This window comes from Lactococcus sp. S-13 (assembly GCF_004210295.1).
Classification (GTDB): Bacteria; Bacillota; Bacilli; order Lactobacillales; family Streptococcaceae; genus Lactococcus.
This window is the reverse complement of record NZ_SDAK01000001.1, coordinates 768838-789223: the sequence shown is the minus strand read 5'-3', so window position 1 is coordinate 789223 and position 20386 is coordinate 768838. Positions and strand designations below refer to the sequence as shown.

The 20386-nt window shown below is 38.1% G+C and carries 12 protein-coding genes; 10 read left to right on the top strand and 2 right to left on the bottom strand.

Annotated features, from left to right (window positions below; translation table 11 throughout):
• Window positions 1–360 precede the first annotated feature (360 nt).
• From EQJ87_RS03860 to icd, 10 genes are all read left to right on the top strand, one after another.
• A complete protein-coding gene (locus EQJ87_RS03860; protein ID WP_130123423.1) occupies window positions 361–1926 on the top strand; it encodes an ATP-binding cassette domain-containing protein in 1566 nt (521 codons plus the stop codon).
• A gap of 284 nt (window positions 1927–2210) precedes the next feature.
• Window positions 2211–4574, top strand: a complete 2364-nt coding sequence (pflB, locus tag EQJ87_RS03855; protein ID WP_130123422.1) for a formate C-acetyltransferase — start codon at window positions 2211–2213, stop codon at window positions 4572–4574.
• A gap of 132 nt (window positions 4575–4706) precedes the next feature.
• Window positions 4707–5432 (top strand): dephospho-CoA kinase, encoded by a 726-nt coding sequence (coaE, locus tag EQJ87_RS03850; protein WP_130123421.1) that lies wholly within the window; start codon window positions 4707–4709, stop codon window positions 5430–5432.
• Entirely contained in the window at window positions 5429–6652 is a 1224-nt protein-coding gene (locus EQJ87_RS03845; RefSeq protein WP_130123420.1) for a multidrug efflux MFS transporter, read from the top strand. Before coaE ends, EQJ87_RS03845 begins: the two co-directional genes overlap by 4 nt.
• On the top strand, window positions 6649–6795 hold the full coding sequence (rpmG, locus tag EQJ87_RS03840) for a 50S ribosomal protein L33 (protein WP_130123419.1): 147 nt from the start codon (window positions 6649–6651) through the stop codon (window positions 6793–6795). The genes EQJ87_RS03845 and rpmG overlap by 4 nt, the downstream gene beginning before the upstream one ends.
• Window positions 6796–6994: 199 nt before the next feature.
• Window positions 6995–8248, top strand: coding sequence for an FtsW/RodA/SpoVE family cell cycle protein (locus EQJ87_RS03835; protein WP_130123418.1), 1254 nt, complete (start codon window positions 6995–6997; stop codon window positions 8246–8248).
• 167 nt (window positions 8249–8415) lie between these two features.
• Window positions 8416–11829 (top strand): pyruvate carboxylase, encoded by a 3414-nt coding sequence (locus EQJ87_RS03830; protein ID WP_130123417.1) that lies wholly within the window; start codon window positions 8416–8418, stop codon window positions 11827–11829.
• A gap of 121 nt (window positions 11830–11950) precedes the next feature.
• A complete protein-coding gene (locus EQJ87_RS03825; protein ID WP_130123416.1) occupies window positions 11951–13279 on the top strand; it encodes a citrate/2-methylcitrate synthase in 1329 nt (442 codons plus the stop codon).
• Window positions 13276–15822, top strand: coding sequence for an aconitate hydratase AcnA (acnA, locus tag EQJ87_RS03820; protein WP_130123415.1), 2547 nt, complete (start codon window positions 13276–13278; stop codon window positions 15820–15822). Before EQJ87_RS03825 ends, acnA begins: the two co-directional genes overlap by 4 nt.
• Window positions 15823–15888: 66 nt before the next feature.
• Window positions 15889–17127 carry an NADP-dependent isocitrate dehydrogenase gene (gene icd, locus EQJ87_RS03815; RefSeq protein ID WP_130123414.1) on the top strand — a complete coding sequence of 413 codons (1239 nt, stop codon included), beginning with the start codon at window positions 15889–15891 and terminating at the stop codon, window positions 17125–17127.
• A 59-nt stretch (window positions 17128–17186) separates the two neighbouring features.
• On the opposite strand, the gene EQJ87_RS03810 is transcribed toward icd, so the two are convergent.
• Entirely contained in the window at window positions 17187–18044 is an 858-nt protein-coding gene (locus EQJ87_RS03810) for a methylenetetrahydrofolate reductase (RefSeq protein ID WP_130123413.1), read from the bottom strand.
• Entirely contained in the window at window positions 18041–20329 is a 2289-nt protein-coding gene (gene metE / locus EQJ87_RS03805; RefSeq protein ID WP_130123412.1) for a 5-methyltetrahydropteroyltriglutamate--homocysteine S-methyltransferase, read from the bottom strand. The genes EQJ87_RS03810 and metE overlap by 4 nt, the downstream gene beginning before the upstream one ends.
• Window positions 20330–20386 lie beyond the last annotated feature (57 nt).

The window sequence follows — 20386 nt, the reverse complement described above, 5'->3', positions numbered from 1 at the left end:
AAAGCTGAATAAGTATGGAATTATCAAGATACATACTTCAAACAAATCTTATTAATGGGAAAGTTTACTTTAATTGTAAAAATAATCATTCTTTTTTGATAACAAATCGTCTAAAGAAGCCTGCTATCTGTGAGATAATGAAATCTAAAATTTATAATAATTTAGCTTTGTTTGCAAGTCAAAAATTATATGATGATATTTTAGATATTGATTAAAAATGGAGGAAATAAAATGAAGGTAATCCAAAATAAAACGAATAAAAAAACAAGAGCGTCTAACAAACCTCTTAACAATCAATGTGATACAATTTGCTAAAGTTGAAGGAGTTTATCTCCTTCTTTTGATTTTTGGAGGTTAATAATGTTAAAGCTTTTCAAATTTTTGCCGACCAAAGCAAAAATTGTTTTAATATTCATGAGTGTTATTAGTTCGGCCTATGTTTTGATTCAACCTATCATTATCAAAAATGCGATGAATCTAAGTAACAAGTCAGATTTGAGTGATGTGTTACATTTTGGATTATATGGTTTTTTGATTTATATTATTCTCTATTTTATTAGTTTTTTGAGCAATGTTTCAACAAACTATTCGATGACTACTATCCTTGTGAATTTACATCAAACTATTTTAAAAAGAATTTTAAAAAATTCATTGGAATTTAAAAATTCCGAAAAAATTTCATTGTTGACACAAGATTTAGAATTTCTATACGGAACTTATATTGAGCCTTGGGGAATGCTTTTTACCTGGGGGATTATTTTTATTACGACGGCTCTTTACCTTATCTACTCTAATATAATTTTGGGGCCGATTTTTATATTAGGATCCCTGCTCATCCCAATTCCTCAAATGGTTCTTGGAAAACGATTGAATGCTCTAGGAGAACTTTATTATTCCAAACGTGGAGTTGCATTAGAAAAAATTATGGATGCTGTTAATGGAAGGCAAACATTAAAAAATAATCAAGGAATAGAACGAGCAATTAACCGTGTCCAAAGTGCTGTAGAAGAGAGAGAAAATGCTAGAAAATGGTCTGCTTATACCAGCAACTTAATTTTTTCTTTTCGTGGTTTGACTAATTTTCTTGGACAAGTTCTTCCGTTAGTGATTGGCTTTTTAATGAACTTGCATGGCGCAAATATTCCTGTTGCAGCGCTTATTGCAATGTTTGTTGCAGCGCAACAGGCTTCACAACCTATTCAAACTATCTTATACCAAATTCAGTACCTTCAGGAAGCGAAGACCACAAAAGAGCGGTTTTTTAATCTCTTGGATACTCCAGAAGTAGAGGGTGAAAAATTACCAATGGTTAAAGGAATTAAACAGCTCTGTGTAGGAAGTGTAAATAAATCATTTTCTTCAAAAATTATTTTTCACGATTTTACTTACATATTTGAAATGGGGAAAAAATATCTTATTCGTGGAGCAAGTGGTTCTGGAAAATCAACACTTTTTCGACTAATAAACCAAGAGTTAGCAGTGGATAAGGGAGAAATTACTGTTGTTACTCAAGAAAATAAAAAGTATTCACAATTTCAAAATAACATCGGAATAATTTCGCAAACTCCCTTTTTATTCAACGATACAATTCGTTATAATCTAACATTTGACGATGACTATTCAGAGCTTGAGTTACTTTCTGCATTAGAACAGGTTGGTCTAGTTAGTGAATTCGAAAATATTCTAGACATAAAAATTGAGAATAACGGCGAGAACATCTCGGGTGGGCAAAGAGTGAGAATTGAGTTAGCGCGCTGTTTGTTACGGAAAAAGAATATTTTGCTAATTGACGAAGTTACGGCTTCGTTGGATGATGAGAACGCCTATAAAGTAAGAAAGTTAATTTTGAATTTACCAGTTCTTGTTATTGAAATTGCCCATCATTTTGACAAAAGGTTTGTTTATGATAAAATTATTGAATTATGAAGAAAAATAGCTTTTAGTAACTATGAAGAGCGAATAAATTTTTTTACTTAGCTTTGTGAAAAATATAAAGGGATGCCCTTGATGTAGACGTTATAAACGTTTTGAGGGTACTCGCTTGTGAAAAACTTAAAATACACTTAAATTTAATATAACAGATAGTAAAATAATGAAAACTGTATTAGTAAAGAAACTGCATTTTCTCTTGATTTCTGTTTGCTATTCTCTAACTGTGTGATATAATGATAGTGTAATTTGAAACAGAAAGAACGAAGGAGATTTTCAAAATGAAAACCGAAGTTACTGAAAACATCTTTGAACAAGCCTGGGAAGGTTTCAAAGGAACAGATTGGCGTGATGTTGCGAGCATTACTCGTTTTGTGCAAGAAAACTACAAACCTTATGACGGTGATGAAAGCTTCCTTGCTGGGCCTACTGAACGTACGCTCAAAGTAAAAAAAATTATTGAAGATACAAAAGAACATTATGAAGAAGTAGGATTTCCTTTTGATACAGATGTTGTGACATCTATTGACAAAATTCCTGCTGGTTATGTTGATCCTAATGATAAAGAACTTGAACTTATCTATGGGATGCAAAACAAAGAACTTTTCCGCTTGAACTTCATGCCTAGAGGTGGACTTCGTGTTGCTGAAAAAATCTTGACAGAACATGGCCTTTCAGTTGATCCTCAATTGCACGATGTTTTGTCACAAACAATGACTTCTGTAAATGATGGTATTTTCCGTGCTTACACTTCAGCAATTCGTAAAGCGCGCCACGCTCACACAGTAACTGGTTTGCCAGATGCTTACTCACGTGGTCGTATCATTGGTGTTTATGCTCGTCTTGCGCTTTATGGTGCAGACTACTTGATGAAAGAAAAAGCTCGCGAATGGGATGCAATTACTGAAATCAATGAAGAAAACATCCGTCTTAAAGAAGAAATCAATATGCAATACCAAGCATTGCAACAAGTTGTAAACTTTGGTGCTTTGTACGGTCTTGACGTTTCACGCCCAGCGATGAACGTTAAAGAAGCTATCCAATGGGTTAATATTGCTTATATGGCTGTATGTCGTGTCATCAACGGTGCTGCAACTTCACTTGGACGTGTGCCAATCGTTCTTGATATCTTTGCTGAACGTGACCTTGCTCGTGGAACATTCACTGAACAAGAAATCCAAGAATTTGTTGACGATTTCGTATTGAAACTTCGTACAATGAAATTCGCTCGTGCTGCTGCCTACGATGAACTTTACTCTGGTGACCCAACATTCATCACTACATCTATGGCTGGTATGGGTAACGACGGACGTCACCGTGTTACTAAAATGGACTACCGTTTCTTGAACACTCTTGATACTATCGGTAACGCTCCAGAACCAAACTTGACAGTCCTTTGGGATTCTAAACTTCCTTACTCATTCAAACGTTATGCAATGTCTATGAGCCACAAACACTCATCTATCCAATACGAAGGTGTTGAAACAATGGCTAAAGATGGCTATGGCGAAATGTCATGTATCTCTTGTTGTGTATCTCCACTTGACCCTGAATCAGAAGATGCTCGTCACAACATCCAATTCTTCGGTGCTCGTGTAAACGTGCTTAAAGCAATGTTGACAGGTATCAATGGTGGTTACGATGACGTTCATAAAGACTACAAAGTATTTGACATCGAACCTGTAACTGATGAAGTGCTTGATTATGAAAAAGTTTTGGCTAACTTTGACAAATCATTGGACTGGTTGACTGACACTTATGTTGATGCCATGAATATCATCCACTACATGACTGACAAATACAACTATGAAGCTGTTCAAATGGCCTTCTTGCCTACTCGTGTTGGGATTAACATGGGATTCGGTATCTGTGGATTCGCAAATACTGTTGACTCATTGTCAGCTATTAAATATGCTAAAGTTAAAACACTCCGTGATGAAAACGGCTATGTTTACGACTATGAAGTAGAAGGTGACTTCCCACGTTATGGTGAAGATGATGACCGTGCTGACGATATCGCCAAAATGGTTATGAAAATGTACCATGAAAAATTGGCTTCACACAAACTTTACAAGAACGCTGAAGCTACAGTTTCACTTTTGACAATCACTTCAAACGTGGCTTACTCTAAACAAACTGGTAACTCTCCAGTCCACAAAGGTGTATTCCTCAACGAAGATGGTACAGTTAACAAATCTAAACTTGAATTCTTCTCACCAGGTGCTAACCCATCTAACAAGGCTAAAGGTGGATGGTTGCAAAACCTTCGTTCACTCGCTAAATTGGAATTCAAAGACGCTAATGATGGTATCTCTCTGACGACTCAAGTTTCTCCACGTGCCCTTGGTAAAACGCGTGACGAACAAGTGGACAACTTGGTACAAATCCTTGATGGATACTTCACTCCAGGTGCTTTGATTGGTGGTACTGAATTTGCTGGACAACACGTTAACTTGAATGTTATGGATCTTAAAGATGTCTATGACAAGATCATGCGCGGTGAAGATGTCATCGTTCGTATCTCTGGTTACTGTGTTAACACTAAATACCTCACACCAGAACAAAAACAAGAATTGACTGAACGTGTCTTCCACGAAGTATTGTCAACTGATGATGAAGAAGTAATGCACACTTCAAACATCTAATTCTTGATTAACTCAGATTTAAATGAACCTGCTAGCTTTGCTGGCAGGTTTTTTGTATTCTAAATTAGTCCTAATAGTTAAAAACTATTATTTTTAGTTTCGCAAAGTCAAAAATTGTGCTAAAATAGAGGAATGAAAAAGGTTATTGGATTGACTGGTGGAATTGCGAGTGGAAAATCAACGGTGGTTGATTTTTTGATTTCTCTGGGTTATCAGGTGATTGATGCGGATAAGGTTGTGCGTGAATTGCAAGCTCCTCAAGGCAGACTTTATGAGGCGATTTTAAAGCACTTTGGTTCTGATTTTATTGATGAAACAGGTCAATTAAATCGGGCGAAGTTGGGGGCTTTGGTTTTTGAAAATCGAGAGCAACGTGAAAAACTGTCGCTTTTACAGGATGAGATTATTCGTAAGGAACTGTACCATAGACGCGATCAATTTTTGGGTAGAGAAAATGCTGACGTAAATGCTGAGCGTGATTTTAGAGAAAATACTGACGAAAAGCCTAGAGAAATTGCTGATGTAAATTCCGTCAGTAATTTCTCTGGCTCAAAGATATATCGCAAGCTTCCGTCAGTAAATCAACTGCTTTTTATGGATATCCCTTTGCTGTTAGAATATGGCTATGACGGATTTGATGAGATTTGGTTGGTCACTGTCACTGAAGAAATTCAATTGGAGCGCTTGATGGCGCGGAATCATTTTACAAAAGAAGAAGCGAAAAAGCGAATTGACGCGCAGATGCCACTTGCGCAAAAGAGAAAATTTGCTGACCGAATTTTGGATAATTCGGGAAGTTTAGAAATGCTCAAAAAGCAGATTGAAGAGGCTTTGCTAGCGGTAAATAGAGAGAAATAGAGGGAAGAAAAACGAATACAATTAACTGGAAAAGAAATTTATTTATTACATGGATTGGCTGCTTTTTTGTCGGTTCATCTTTTTCATTGGTGATGCCTTTTCTGCCTTTGTATATTCAGGGCCTAGGGGTTCGCGGGGGAAATGTTGAGCTCTATTCAGGGTTAGCTTTTTCCTTGCCCGCTCTGGCTTCAGGCTTGGTTGCTCCAATTTGGGGACGCTTAGCTGATGAACATGGTCGAAAAGTAATGATGGTTCGCGCTAGTGTTGTAATGACTTTGACGATGGGCGGCTTGGCCTTTGTCCCGAATGTCTGGTGGTTACTCGGCTTGCGTTTATTGATGGGCTTTTTCTCAGGCTACATCCCAAATTCAACGGCTATGATTGCCTCGCAAGCACCGAAAGACAAATCGGGCTATGCCCTAGGAACGCTTGCTACGGCAATGGTTTCGGGAAGCTTAATAGGGCCGTCACTTGGCGGTTTACTTGCCCAATGGTTTGGTATGGCGAATGTTTTTTTGATTGTGGGCGCTTTGCTCGCTTTGACGACTTTGCTGACAATTCTCTTTGTGCATGAACATTTTGAACCTGTTCCCAAAGATAAAATGCTCTCCAGTAGAGAAATCATCAATAAAGTGAGTAACAAACAGATTTTGGTTGGCTTGTTGGTGACAACATTCATTATTCAAATCACTTCTCAGTCTATTGAGCCGTTTGTCACTTTGTACATCAAAACATTGACAAATAACACAGAAAATCTGATGTTTATTTCAGGATTGATTGTCTCGGCCGTCGGCTTATCGGCGATGCTCTCTTCAAGCTTTTTAGGACGCTTAGGCGATAAATACGGCTCTCACCGCCTGATTTTGATTGGGTTGGTATTCACTTTTGTAATCTATTTGCCAATGGCGCTGGTTCAAAGTCCCTTGCAACTTGGTATTTTGCGCTTCCTTCTGGGCTTTGGCACAGGGGCTTTGATGCCGTCAGTAAATTCTCTTCTTTCCAAGATAACTCCGAAAGAAGGCGTCAGCCGAATTTTTGCTTACGCACAAATGAGTTCAAATTTGGGCATGGTTACAGGCCCACTCGTCGGCTCAGCCATTGCTGGCTACATCAGTTATCGTGCGGCGATTGTTGGTACCAGCTTGTTTGTCGTGATTAACATCATCTGGTCATTTATCAATTTCCGTAAATTCTTACGAAAACGGAGCATCCTATCATGAGAATAAAAATTACCCTTGCTTGCAGCTCCTGTGGAAATAAAAATTACATCAGCAGCAAAAATAAAGCTACTCATCCTGAAAAAGTAGAAACCATGAAATTTTGTCCCAAAGAACGCGCCGTCACCTTGCACCGCGAAATCTAAAAAGCCAGAGAAAATGCTGACGTAAATCAAAAATCAATCCGTCAGTAAAACCAAAAATTCCTGTCAGCAAAAATGTCAGGAATTTTTATATTTTGTCAAAGAAAAAGACGAAATTACTCATTTTACAAAAAATACTTTCAAAAAAATGATATAATTAAAAAGATAAAATGAAGATGAATAAAATGAGAAGAAATAAATAATGAGAAACGGATTAAAAAAAGTAAATTTCCTGAACTATTCAATCCTAGTCCCGTACCTGATGTTATCAGCTATTGGGATTGTAATGGTTTTTTCAGCGACGGTTCCCTACCAATTAGCACGAGGATTGTCCCCTTATCGCATGGTCATCACTCAAGCAGCATTCATGTTGCTTAGCTTTGTCGCCATTTCGATTATCTATCGGATAAAGCTCAAAGCTCTGAAAAATCGAGGGATGCTGTTGTTCATCCTAGCGATACTTGTTTTGGCTTTGATTGCTGCCCGCTTCATTTTCCCGCCAGTAAACGGTGCGCATGGTTGGATTCCAATTCCAGGAGTTGGGACGATTCAGCCCGCCGAAGTCGCTAAAGTGTTTATCATTTGGTATCTTGCCTCGGTCTTTTCTGAAAAGCAAGAAGCCATTAAAAATCATGATATTCAAGAACTTTTTAAAGGTCAAAGCAAAGTTCAACGCTGGTTTGGCGGGTGGCGCCTACCAGTTGTCCTTTTACTTGGCTTAGACATCATCATGCCCGACATGGGGAATGCCCTTATTCTAGCACTCCTTGTCATGGTCATGGTTGGTGCGAGTGGGATTTCATGGCGCTGGTTCAGTGGCTATGGAAAAATGATTTTGACTTTCGTTTTCGCCTTTATCGCCCTCCTATTTGTCACAGGGGGAGAGATTATTCCTGCAGGTTTAAAAATTTCTTACGTTAATGCCCGTTTTCGAGCCTTTGTTAATCCATTTTCTGATTTGGCAAACTCGGGACATCAGCTTGCCAACTCCTATTATGCGATTGTCAATGGAGGCTGGCTTGGGCGTGGCTTAGGAAATTCCATTGAGAAAAACGGCTTTCTTCCAGAAGCCCATACCGACTTCATCTTTGCCATTGTTGTTGAAGAACTTGGAGTGATCGGAGGAATTTTGATTTTAGGGATTCTATTTTTCTTGATTATTCGAATTTTGCTTGTTGGAATCCGTGCGCGTAATCCATTTAATTCTTTGATGACCATCGGCATTGGTGCCATGCTCCTGATTCAGGTTTTCATTAACGTTGGTGGAGCAATCGGCATCATTCCCGAAACTGGGGTAACCTTTCCTTTCCTTTCGCAAGGTGGTTCCTCTTTTCTCGTCCTCTCTCTCGGCATCGGTTTTGCTCTAAACATCTCAGCCGACGAAAAACGACGAGAAGTTTCGGAACTTTCAGAACTATCCAAACAATACACGAATTTTGGTGACAAAATACACTAATAAACTTGTAAGTTATCCTAAAAAGTGCTAAAGTTAAATATGAAGTTACTGTCAAAGCTGCCAGTAACTCATTTTCTATAAAAATAGATTAAAAAAATAAAAGTGAACACTGATTTGGTGAATAATCATAAAATCACCCAGTCCCACCGTTATAAAAGGAGTCCAAAGTGAAAAAATTGCTCGTTGCCAATCGTGGCGAAATCGCTGTCCGTGTCTTCCGTGCTTGTAATGAGCTCGGTCTATCAACTGTTGCAGTCTATGCAAGTGAAGATGAATATTCAGTTCACCGTTTCAAAGCAGATGAATCCTACCTCATTGGGCACGGCAAAAAGCCAATTGATGCTTACTTAGATATTGATGACATCATTCGTGTTGCACTTGAATCAGGCGCTGACGCCATTCACCCAGGCTATGGACTTTTGTCTGAAAATCTGGAATTTGCAACAAAAGTTCGTGCAGCTGGCTTGGTTTTTGTTGGGCCTGATTTACATCACTTGGATATCTTTGGGGATAAAATCAAAGCCAAAGCAGCAGCTGATGCCGCGCAAGTTCCAGGAATTCCAGGAACAAATGGAGCAGTCGACATCGAGGGAGCCCTTGAATTTGCCAAAACTTACGGCTATCCAGTCATGATTAAAGCTGCCCTTGGAGGCGGCGGACGCGGAATGCGCGTGGCGCGGAATGACGACGAAATGCGTGATGGCTACGCCCGTGCTAAATCAGAAGCCATCGGAGCCTTTGGCTCAGGCGAAATTTACGTCGAAAAATACATCGAAAATCCAAAACACATCGAAGTTCAAATCCTTGGCGATAGCCATGGCAATATTGTTCACCTTTACGAACGAGACTGCTCTGTGCAACGACGCAATCAAAAAGTTATTGAAATTGCTCCAGCCGTGGGACTTTCCAAAGCATTTCGTAATGAAATTTGTGAAGCAGCAGTAAAACTCTGCAAAAATGTAGGCTACATCAATGCTGGTACCGTAGAATTTTTAGTCAAAGACGATAAATTTTACTTCATCGAAGTCAACCCACGTGTTCAAGTTGAACATACCATTACTGAATTGATTACAGGGGTGGATATTGTCCAAGCCCAAATTTTGATTGCCCAAGGTAAAGATTTGCACACAGAGATCGGAATTCCTGCACAAAATGAAATTCCTCTTTTAGGCTCGGCCATTCAATGTCGGATTACCACAGAAGACCCTGAAAATGGTTTCTTACCAGATACAGGGAAAATTGATACCTATCGCTCACCAGGTGGTTTTGGCATTCGTTTGGACGTTGGGAATGCCTATGCGGGCTATGAAGTCACCCCATACTTTGACTCTCTTCTAGTAAAAGTTTGTACTTTTGCCAATGAATTTAGTGACAGTGTGCGTAAAATGGATCGCGTTCTTCACGAATTTAGAATCCGTGGAGTAAAAACGAATATTCCTTTCTTGATTAACGTGATTACTAATGAAAACTTCACCAGTGGACAAGCCACAACGACTTTCATTGATAATACACCAAGTCTTTTCAATTTCCCACGTTTACGTGACCGTGGAACAAAAACCTTGCATTATCTTTCAACAATTACAGTGAATGGCTTCCCAGGAATTGAAAACACGGAAAAACGCCATTTTGAAGAACCACGTCAACCTCAATTAAGTATTGAAAAGAAAAGAACTGCTAAAAATATCTTAGATGAAGAAGGTGCGGATGCCGTTGTAGAATTTGTCAAAAATACTAAAGAAGTCTTGTTGACAGATACAACCTTGCGTGATGCGCACCAATCTCTTCTAGCTACACGTTTACGCTTGCAAGATATGAAGGGAATTGCGCAAGCTATTGATCAAGGGCTTCCAGAACTCTTTTCAGCTGAAATGTGGGGCGGAGCAACCTTTGACGTTGCTTATCGTTTCCTAAATGAAAGTCCATGGTATCGTCTGCGTAAACTGCGTAAACTCATGCCAAATACGATGTTCCAAATGCTTTTCCGTGGTTCTAATGCAGTTGGTTATCAAAACTATCCTGATAATGTCATCGAAGAATTTATTCGCGTAGCAGCGCGTGAAGGAATAGACGTTTTCCGTATCTTTGACAGCCTTAACTGGTTGCCACAAATGGAAAAATCAATCCAAGCTGTTCGTGATAATGGTAAAATTGCAGAAGCAACCATTTGCTATACAGGAGATATCCTTGATCTGAGTCGTCCAAAATATAATTTGAAATATTATAAAGATTTGGCGAAAGAACTCGAAGCAACGGGAGCACACATCTTAGCAGTGAAGGATATGGCAGGAGTTTTAAAACCTCAGGCTGCTTATCGCTTAATTTCAGAATTGAAAGATACGGTTGATTTGCCAATTCACTTGCACACTCACGATACTTCTGGAAATGGGATTATTACTTACTCAGGAGCGACTCAAGCCGGTGTTGATATCATTGACGTTGCAACTGCTAGTTTAGCTGGAGGAACATCACAGCCGTCAATGCAATCTATTTATTATGCATTGGAGCATGGACCACGTCACGCAGCAATAAATGTGAAAAATGCTGAGCAAATTGACCATTATTGGGAAGATGTTCGTAAATATTATGCGCCATTTGAAGCTGGTATTACCAGTCCACAGACAGAAGTTTACACACATGAGATGCCTGGTGGCCAATATACCAACTTGAAAGCTCAAGCAGCTGCTGTTGGTCTTGGACATCGCTTTGATGAAATCAAACAGATGTATTCTAAAGTAAATATGATGTTCGGAGATATCATAAAAGTTACCCCTTCATCAAAAGTAGTTGGGGATATGGCCCTCTTTATGATTCAAAATGATTTGACAGAAGAAGATGTCTACGAACGTGGCACCGAACTAAACTTCCCAGAGTCTGTCGTATCTTTCTTCCGAGGAGATTTGGGACAACCAGAAGGTGGCTTCCCAGAACGTTTGCAAAAAATTATTGTCAAAGATAAATCAATCCTTACAGACAGACCAGGTTTATACGCTGAACCAGTTGATTTTGAAGAAGTCAAAACAGAATTAGCTAAAAAAATTGGCTACCAACCAGGCGACCACGAAGTCATCAGTTATTTGATGTATCCACAAGTTTTTCTTGATTATCAAAAAATGCAACAAGAATTTGGTGCAGTAACTTTGATTGATACTCCAACCTTCCTTCATGGAATGCGACTTAACGAGAAAATCGAAGTACAGATTGAAAAAGGGAAAACACTAAGCATTCGACTTGATGAAATTGGAGAGCCTGACTTGGCAGGAAATCGTGTTCTTTTCTTCAACCTCAACGGTCAAAGACGAGAAGTTGTTATCAATGACAAATCGGTACAAACCCAAGTCGTTGCTAAACGTAAGGCTGAAACAGGAAATCCAAATCATATTGGAGCCACAATGCCTGGATCAGTTCTGGAAGTTCTTGTAAAATCTGGTGATAAAGTTCAAAAAGGTCAAGCTCTAATGGTCACTGAAGCCATGAAGATGGAAACAACGCTTGAAGCTCCTTTTGATTGTGAAATTGTAAAAATTCATGTCATCAAAGGTGAATCTATCCAAACTCAAGACCTACTGATTGAAATTAACTAAGTAAATTAAAAACCTATCAAACTGATAGGTTTTTAATTTGTCCAAAAACAATTTAAATTTTCAGAAAGTATAGAATTTTAGAAACAAAAAGTGTATAATAATGAAATAGATGGAGGTATTTATGAATTTATTAGCTAAACAAGAAGAAAAGATGATTAAAAATTCACAAATTCCCAGTGAATTTTATAAAATGTACAGTGTCAAAAAAGGGTTGCGAGATGTTAACGGAAGAGGAGTTTTAGCAGGTTTAACTAATATTTCTGCGATACATTCTTTCGATAAAGAAGGAAACCAAATTCCCGGAATTTTGGAGTATCGTGCATACAATATTAAAGATATAGTTAGTGATCTCCGCAAAGAAAATCGATTTGGCTTTGAAGAAATGACCTATCTTTTATTATTTGGTGAGCTACCCACAGCAAGCGAGCTTGAAGAATTCCAGACGCTGTTAGCGAGTCGAAGAACTTTACCAGAAACCTTTGTTCGCGAAACGATTTTGACCAATCCCTCAAGTGACGTGATAAATTCGATGAGTCGTTGCCTTCTTGCACTAGCTAGCTATGATGAAAAATCAGGTGATATTTCGATTGAAAATGTTTTAAAACAATCACTTGATCTCATCGCTGATTTTCCTTTACTTGCAATTTATAGTTATCAATCATACATCCATTATTTTAAAAAGGAAAGCCTCTACATCCATTATCCAGATGCTAAATTAACAACAGCTGAGAATATATTACGGATGCTTAGACCTGATTGCCATTATACAGATACTGAGGCAAAGGCGCTAGACATTGCCTTAATTCTACACATGGAACATGGTGGAGGTAACAATTCAACTTTTACAACGCACGTTGTCACTTCGAGTGGAACAGATACTTATGCTACCATTGCGGCTGCCTTATCCAGTTTAAAAGGCCCAAAGCATGGTGGGGCAAATATCAAAGCAGCTAAAATGCTAGAAAATATTAAAGAAAACATCTCGGACTTCAATAATGATGTAGAAATAAAAAAATATTTACAGCGTATTTTAAATAAAGAAGTGTTTGACCAACAAGGACTTATCTATGGCATTGGTCATGCAATTTATACCGTGAGCGATCCACGCTTTGAAGTCTTCAAAACCTATGTTGCACGTTTGGTCAAAGAAAAAGGATTAGAAAAAGAATTTAAACTTTATGAAAAAATAGCAACTCTTGCTCCACAAGTAATAGCAGAAAATAGAAAAACCTATAAAACAATTTCACCCAACATTGATTTCTATTCTGGATTTGTCTACGAAATATTAGGAATCCCGCAAGAATTATTTACTCCTTTATTTGCCATTGCTAGAATTGTCGGCTGGGTAGCGCATCGCATTGAAGAACTCATCAATATGAATAAAATTATCCGCCCAGCCTATGAAAGTGTCTTAGAATCGAAAAATTATTTAAAAATGGAGGAAAGATGAAAAATTTAATAATCGATGACAAAACTTACTGCTACTATGATATTTCTGAACTTGAAGGGATTGAAAAATTGCCCTATAGTCTGAGAATGTTGTTGGAAAGTTTACTAAGACAGAAAAATGATACAACTATCAATCAAAATCATATCCAATCTCTTTTAGATTATCTAAAAGGAATTAGTGGAAAAGAAACAGTATTTTTACCAAGTCGTGTAGTTTTACAAGATTTCACAGGAGTTCCTGCTATTGTTGATTTGGCAGCTATGCGAGATGCGATGGTTAAATTAGGAAAAAATCCCAAATTAATCAATCCAGAAATTCCAGTAGATTTAGTGATTGACCACTCTGTGCAAGTGGACGCTCAAGGCAATGAGCTTGCTCTTATCTTAAATGCTCAAAAAGAATTTGAACGAAACCATGAACGTTATGAATTTTTAAAGTGGGCCGAGCAATCTTTTGAAAATTTTAGAGTTGTTCCTCCTGCGACAGGTATTATTCATCAAGTTAATATTGAATATTTGAGTGAAGTAATCACTGAAAAAAATGGCTTACTTTATCCAGATAGTGTTTTTGGCACAGATAGTCATACAACAATGATCAACGGTCTAGGTGTCCTTGGTTGGGGTGTCGGTGGCATCGAGGCTGAGGCTGTAATGCTAGGAGAACCAAGTTCTCTACTAGTTCCTGAGGTTGTCGGAGTACGTTTGACAGGAAAACTTGGCATATTTGCCACGGCAACTGATTTAGCTTTGACGGTTACAAAAGTTTTGCGTGATGAGAAGGTTGTTGGAAAATTTGTTGAATTTTTTGGCGAAGGCTTGAAGAATCTCAGTTTAGCAGACCGAGCGACGATTGCAAATATGGCACCTGAATATGGAGCAACTTGCGGATATTTTCCAATTGATGAGGAAACTCTGAAGTATTTGAGAGCGACAAACCGCTCTGAAGAAGTAGTTTCTCGAGTAGAAGAATACAGCAAAGCAAATAAATTATTTTATGATGCTGCTTCTGAACCACGCTACGATAGAGTAGTTGATATTGATTTGAGCCAGATTGCAACTCGTTTATCCGGTCCCTCTCGCCCGCAAGATATGCTTGAGTTGTCAGAGTTAACAAGCAACTTTGAAGCGTTTGTGAAAAAGCAACGCTTTTTGAAAGAAGATGATGGGAAAATCGCTGTTGCGGCAATTACCAGTTGTACCAATACAAGCAACCCCCATGTGATGATGATGGCTGCTCTACTTGCTAAAAATGCGGTAGAGAAAGGCTTGAAGGTACCAAGTTGGGTCAAGACATCTCTAGCCCCAGGATCAAAAGTAGTGACCGCTTATCTTGAGAAAGCAGGTTTACTTCCATATCTTGAGAAGTTGGGATTTAATGTCATTGGTTATGGGTGTACCACTTGTATCGGAAATTCAGGACCACTCTTAACTGAAATGGAAACTGACGTTGTTAAAAATGATTTGATTGTCACGAGCGTCTTGAGTGGAAATAGAAATTTTGAGGGGCGCATCCATCCACTCGTTAAGGCGAATTATCTTGCGAGTCCACCGTTAGTTGTTGCTTACGCTTTAGCTGGAACCGTTCGGAAGAATCTTGCTAAAGAAGCATTGGGGCTTGATTCAAAGGGTGAAAAAGTTTATTTGCGAGATATTTTACCAAGTTCAGACGAAGTTGAAATATTTGTGCAAAAATATGTGACAAGAGAGCTGTATGCTGAAAATTATGCTAAAATTTTTGATGAAAATGTCGCTTGGAATGAGATTCAAACCAGCAAAAGTGAAGTTTATGATTGGAAAGATGATTCAACTTATATTTCCAACCCTCCCTATTTCGATGATTTGATTGAAGATTTGCCTCCGATAACTGGACTTTCGAATTTGCGCGTGCTGGCAAAGTTTGGTGATTCAATCACGACGGATCATATCAGCCCAGCAGGAAACATTCCTTTGAAATCGCCAGCGGGGGCTTACTTGAGTGCTGCGGGCATAGCTTATAAGGATTTTAATAGTTTTGGTTCAAGACGTGGAAATGATAAAGTCATGACAAGAGGAACCTTTGCGAATATTCGTATAAAGAATCAGCTTGTAGGGAACACCGAAGGAGGATATTCTATATATGGTCAAGATATTCTTCCAATCTATGATGTTGCTCAAAAATACAAGGAGAAAGAAACAGGTCTGGTTGTTTTGGCTGGAAAAGATTATGGAATGGGTTCCAGTCGTGACTGGGCGGCTAAGGGAACAAAATTACTAGGAGTTAAAGCGATTATTGCTGAAAGTTTTGAACGGATTCATCGGAGTAACCTGGTGATGATGGGAGTGCTTCCTTTGCAATTCTTAGAGGGAGAGAATGCGGAAATACTTGGTTTAACCGGTGACGAAATATTTTCGATTGATTTACCTAAAAAACCTCAAATACATGAAAAAATACTTGTTTATGCAGATGATAAAAGCTTTCAAGTCCTTTTGCGCTTTGATTCCAATGCTGATTTAGACTATTATGAAAATGATGGAATTATGCCTTATGTTATTCGAAAAAAATAAGAGGGATAAACTGGAAGACAAAATGATGAGCGGTAATTTTACACACAGAGGAGAGATTAAAATAAAATGAAAATTGAAATGATAGATGGTAAGCTACTTGTGCCAGATTTTCCAACCATTGCTTATATCAGAGGAGATGGAGTTGGCGAGGATATTTTTCCAGAAGCAAAAAGAGTTTTTGACTCAGCAGTAGAGAAGGCTTTTGGGGGAAATAAAAAAATTGATTGGCTTAGATTACTAGCAGGAGAAGAAGCATTCAAGTTTAAGGAAAATTATCTCCCCGATGAAACAATAAACTCAATTTCGGAATACTTACTGGCCATAAAAGGTCCCTTGATGACACCAGTAGGAGAAAGCTTTCGCTCAATTAATGTCACCTTAAGGCAAAAGCTTGATCTATACGCTTGCGTTCGACCTGTTGAATATTTTGAAGGCATTGAATCGCCGATGAAAGCTCCCGAAAAAGTTGATATGACAATTTTTAGGGAGAATACAGAGGATATTTATGCCGGTGTTGAATTCGCTACGGGTTCCTCAGAGGCTCACCAGTTAATTGATTTTTTGGAACAAACTTTAAAGGTAACAGCCATACGTTTTCCTAAAACTTCAGCAATCGGGGTGAAACCAGTAAGTATTGAGGGAACGAAGCGGTTAGTTGAGTCCGCATTCGATTATGCTTTAAAAAATGGAAAAAAACGATTAACAATTGTTCATAAAGGCAACATCATGAAGTTCACAGAAGGGGGCTTTCGTAAGTGGGCGTATGAAGTAGCAGAGCAATACCCTTCTTTTACAAAGTTGATCTATGATAAAATAAAAAAAGAAAAAGGGAAAAAGAAGGCGGAAGAAGAAAAAGCTGCTGCAATGCAAGCAGGAAAAATTTATGTTGATGATGTTATTGCTGACAATTTTCTTCAACAAATTATACTTAATCCGCAAAATTTTGAGGTGATCGCTACTTTAAATCTAAACGGAGATTATATTTCTGATGCACTTGCTGCGCAAGTAGGAGGGATTGGTATTGCTCCCGGAGCAAATATCAACTACAAGACGGGTCATGCTATTTTTGAGGCTACTCATGGTACAGCACCTGATATTGCTGGCTTGAATCAAGCAAATCCATCAAGTTTGATTTTATCGGGAGTTATGATGTTTGATTATCTCGGATGGCATGAAGTGGCACAAACCATCAGAAAGGCGTTATTCTATGCTTTTAAGGCTAAAGAATGCACGAGGGATTTGGGAGGAAGCCTCTCAACTTCGGAGTTTGCTGATATCCTGATTAAGTATATAAAAGAGGCGTAAAAATTTTGAAGAACATAAAAAAGATTAGAGAAATTTCTAATCTTTTTTATTGAAGAAATTTATAAATAGCGTTCCATAGCCTCATTGGCAACACTAGGACGATTCATTGTGTAGAGATGAACGCCGTCAACACCATGAGCAATCAAATCGTCTACTTGTTTGAAGGCGTACTCAAGACCAGCTTTTCTTAAATCTTCTGGTGATTCTTTATATTTATTGATAATTTTAATTAAATTCGTCGGTATAGAGGCACCAAAGAAAATCAGACGTTCGATATTAGCAGCAGACATGATTGGCATAATCCCTGCTGCTAATGGGCAGGCAATACGTGCAGTTTTTGCAGCTTCATTAAGACGATAAAATTTATCATTATCAAAGAATAATTGTGAAATGAAGAAGTCAGTACCTGCTTCATATTTTTGGCGAAGGTGGTCAATGTTTTCAGAAATCGAGTTACTGTCAACATGACCTTCTGGATAGGCTGCTGCGCCCACGGAGAAGCAAGCTCGTTTTTTGATATCGCTAATCAAATGCTTGGCTAGAGGATATTCATCAGAAGTAGAATAATTTTCTTGGTTCTTAGGATAATCGCCATGCAAAGCTAGAATATTCTGGATATTAGCTTCTTTGATTTGGTTTAAAATCTCATCAATATCTCCCTGACTTTTTTGAACACAGGTGAGGTGATGTAGGACTTCAACACCAGTTGTTTGTTTTATTTTACTCGCAATTTCACGTGTTTTATCGCCAGTGACATCTCGATAAGTGACCGAGATATAGTCAGGTTTTTTCGTCAAGTTTGTTACGGTATCAAAAATTGTTTTCTCTCCATTGAGTGTTTTAGGAGGGAAAATTTCTAAGGATATAACGGTCTGGTTGCGTTTATTTTTTTGTTCGTAAATTTCGGATATTTTCATAAAGTTTCGTTTCTTACTAAAGTTGTTCGGACTTGCTTAGTAGCCAAAACGAGATTTTTGAGACTTCTTATTGTCTCTTCATTTCTTCTTGTTTTCAGTCCGCAGTCAGGGTTTACCCAGACTTGTTCTTGAGGGATGATTTGCAATATTTTATGTAAGACTTGTTCGATTTCTTCAATGGATGGCACACGTGGGGAATGAATGTCATAGACGCCAGGACCGACTTCAGTTTCAAAATGGTTTGCTTTCAATCCACGCAAAATGTCTAAAGAAGAACGGCTTGCTTCAAAAGAAATCACATCAGCATCTAAGTTGTCAATGGCTTGAATAATGTCTTCAAATTCGCTATAGCACATATGCGTGTGAATTTGTGTTTCAGGTTTCACACCAGAATGAGTTAGACGGAAAGTTGGAATTGCCCAATCTAAATATTCTGAATACCAGTCGGATTGGCGCAACGGCAGTTTTTCACGTAAAGCTGCTTCATCAATCTGAATAATTGGTAGGCCAGCAGCTTCTAAGTCTAAGACTTCATCTCGAATTGCTAAGGCGATTTGAGTTGCTTGGCTTTCGTGATTGATATCTTCACGAGGAAATGACCAGTTCAGAATAGTGATAGGCCCAGTTAACATTGCTTTCATTGGTTTTGAAGTTAAACTTTGGGCATAGGCAGAAGTTTCAACGGTAATAGGACGTTCGCGCTGGATATCCCCAAAGATAATGGGAGGTTTTACACAACGCGTTCCATAGGATTGAACCCAAGCAAATTTTGTAAAGACGTACCCTGATAAATTTTCGCCAAAGTATTCAACCATATCATTACGCTCAAATTCACCATGTACAAGTACATCAAGCCCCAGATCTTCTTGTAAGGAAATAACCTCTTTAAAAAATGATTTGAGCTGAGCTTCGTACTCGGCTTTAGAAATTTCTCCTGTACGGTAATTTTTACGATTGACCCTGACTTCTGGTGTTTGGGGGAAAGAGCCAATTGTTGTGGTTGGCAATAAGGGAAGTTTTAAACGTTTTTTCTGTATTTTCAAACGCTCGGAGCGAATAGGTGTGCGGACGTGATCTGCGCTAGTTAAACTGGCAAGGCGCTCTTTGATTTCAGGATTTTCAGCACGTTTAAAACTTTGATGAAGTTCTTGATTTGCTTTTAGAATAGTGCTATTTTCACGTTGGTCGTTTTGTTCAAAGAGTTCAGCAAGCTCTTCGAGTTCATCTAGTTTCTCTGTTGCAAATGAAAAGGATGCTTTGACATGATGTTCTAAATTTGTTTCGGAAGTGACTGTAACCGGTACGTGTTGCAGAGAGCATGAAGTGGAAAGAACAATATTCTTTGCTGATTGACTCAATAAATCAAGACTGTCTAATGTTTTTTGATAGTTGTTACGCCAAATGTTTTTACCATTGACTAAACCTGCAAATAAAGTTTTATCAGATGGAAAACCATGCTGCTTGATTAAATCAAATGAGGCTTTCCCCTCAATAAAATCAATTCCGATACCATCAAAGCTAAGATTAATTAAATCTTCATAAATATCACGTACATCGCCAAAATAAGTCTGTAAAAGAACTTTGACGGTACCTTTAGAGGACAAAATTGGTTTATAAATTTCATTGAATAAGGCAATGTCTGCTTGGCTCAAATCTTTGACTAAGGCTGGTTCATCAAGTTCAAACCAATCAGCTCCAAGTAAATTTAATTTTTCTAAAATCTGAATATAGCAATTTGAAATTTCTGTTGCGAAATCAGACGCTTTTTTATTTTTATAGGTTGCCAATTTTAAGAAAGTAAAAGGTCCGATTAATACAGGTTTTGTAGAATAACCAAGATTTTTAGCGCTACTAAAATCATCAAAAATTTTTGTACCTACTAGCTCAAAATGAGCATCATCTTCAATTTCTGGGACTAAGTAATGGTAATTGGTATTGAACCATTTTTTCATCGGTAGCGCTTTAACATCGCCTGCTTTTCCTTGATATCCCTTTGCTGCTGCAAAATAGGTATCCAAGTTATCTAAACCTAAATTACGATACCGTTTAGGAATGATGTTGAGTAAGAAAGCAACGTCAAGAACGTTGTCATAGAGGGAAAAGTCATTACTTGGAATGAAGTTTAGTTGGCTTTCTGATTCTATCTTCCAATTTTGAGACTTAAGTTCTTGGACTTTTGCTAGGAGTTCAGTTTGGCTACTTTGATTTTTAAAGTAGCTTTCTGTAGCAAATTTTAGTTCACGTTTAGCTCCGATACGTGGAAAGCCGATGATTGATGTTTTCATAATTACTCCTTCAATAAGTTTTCAACTGATTTAAGTGAAAATTTTTGGCAAGTTCTT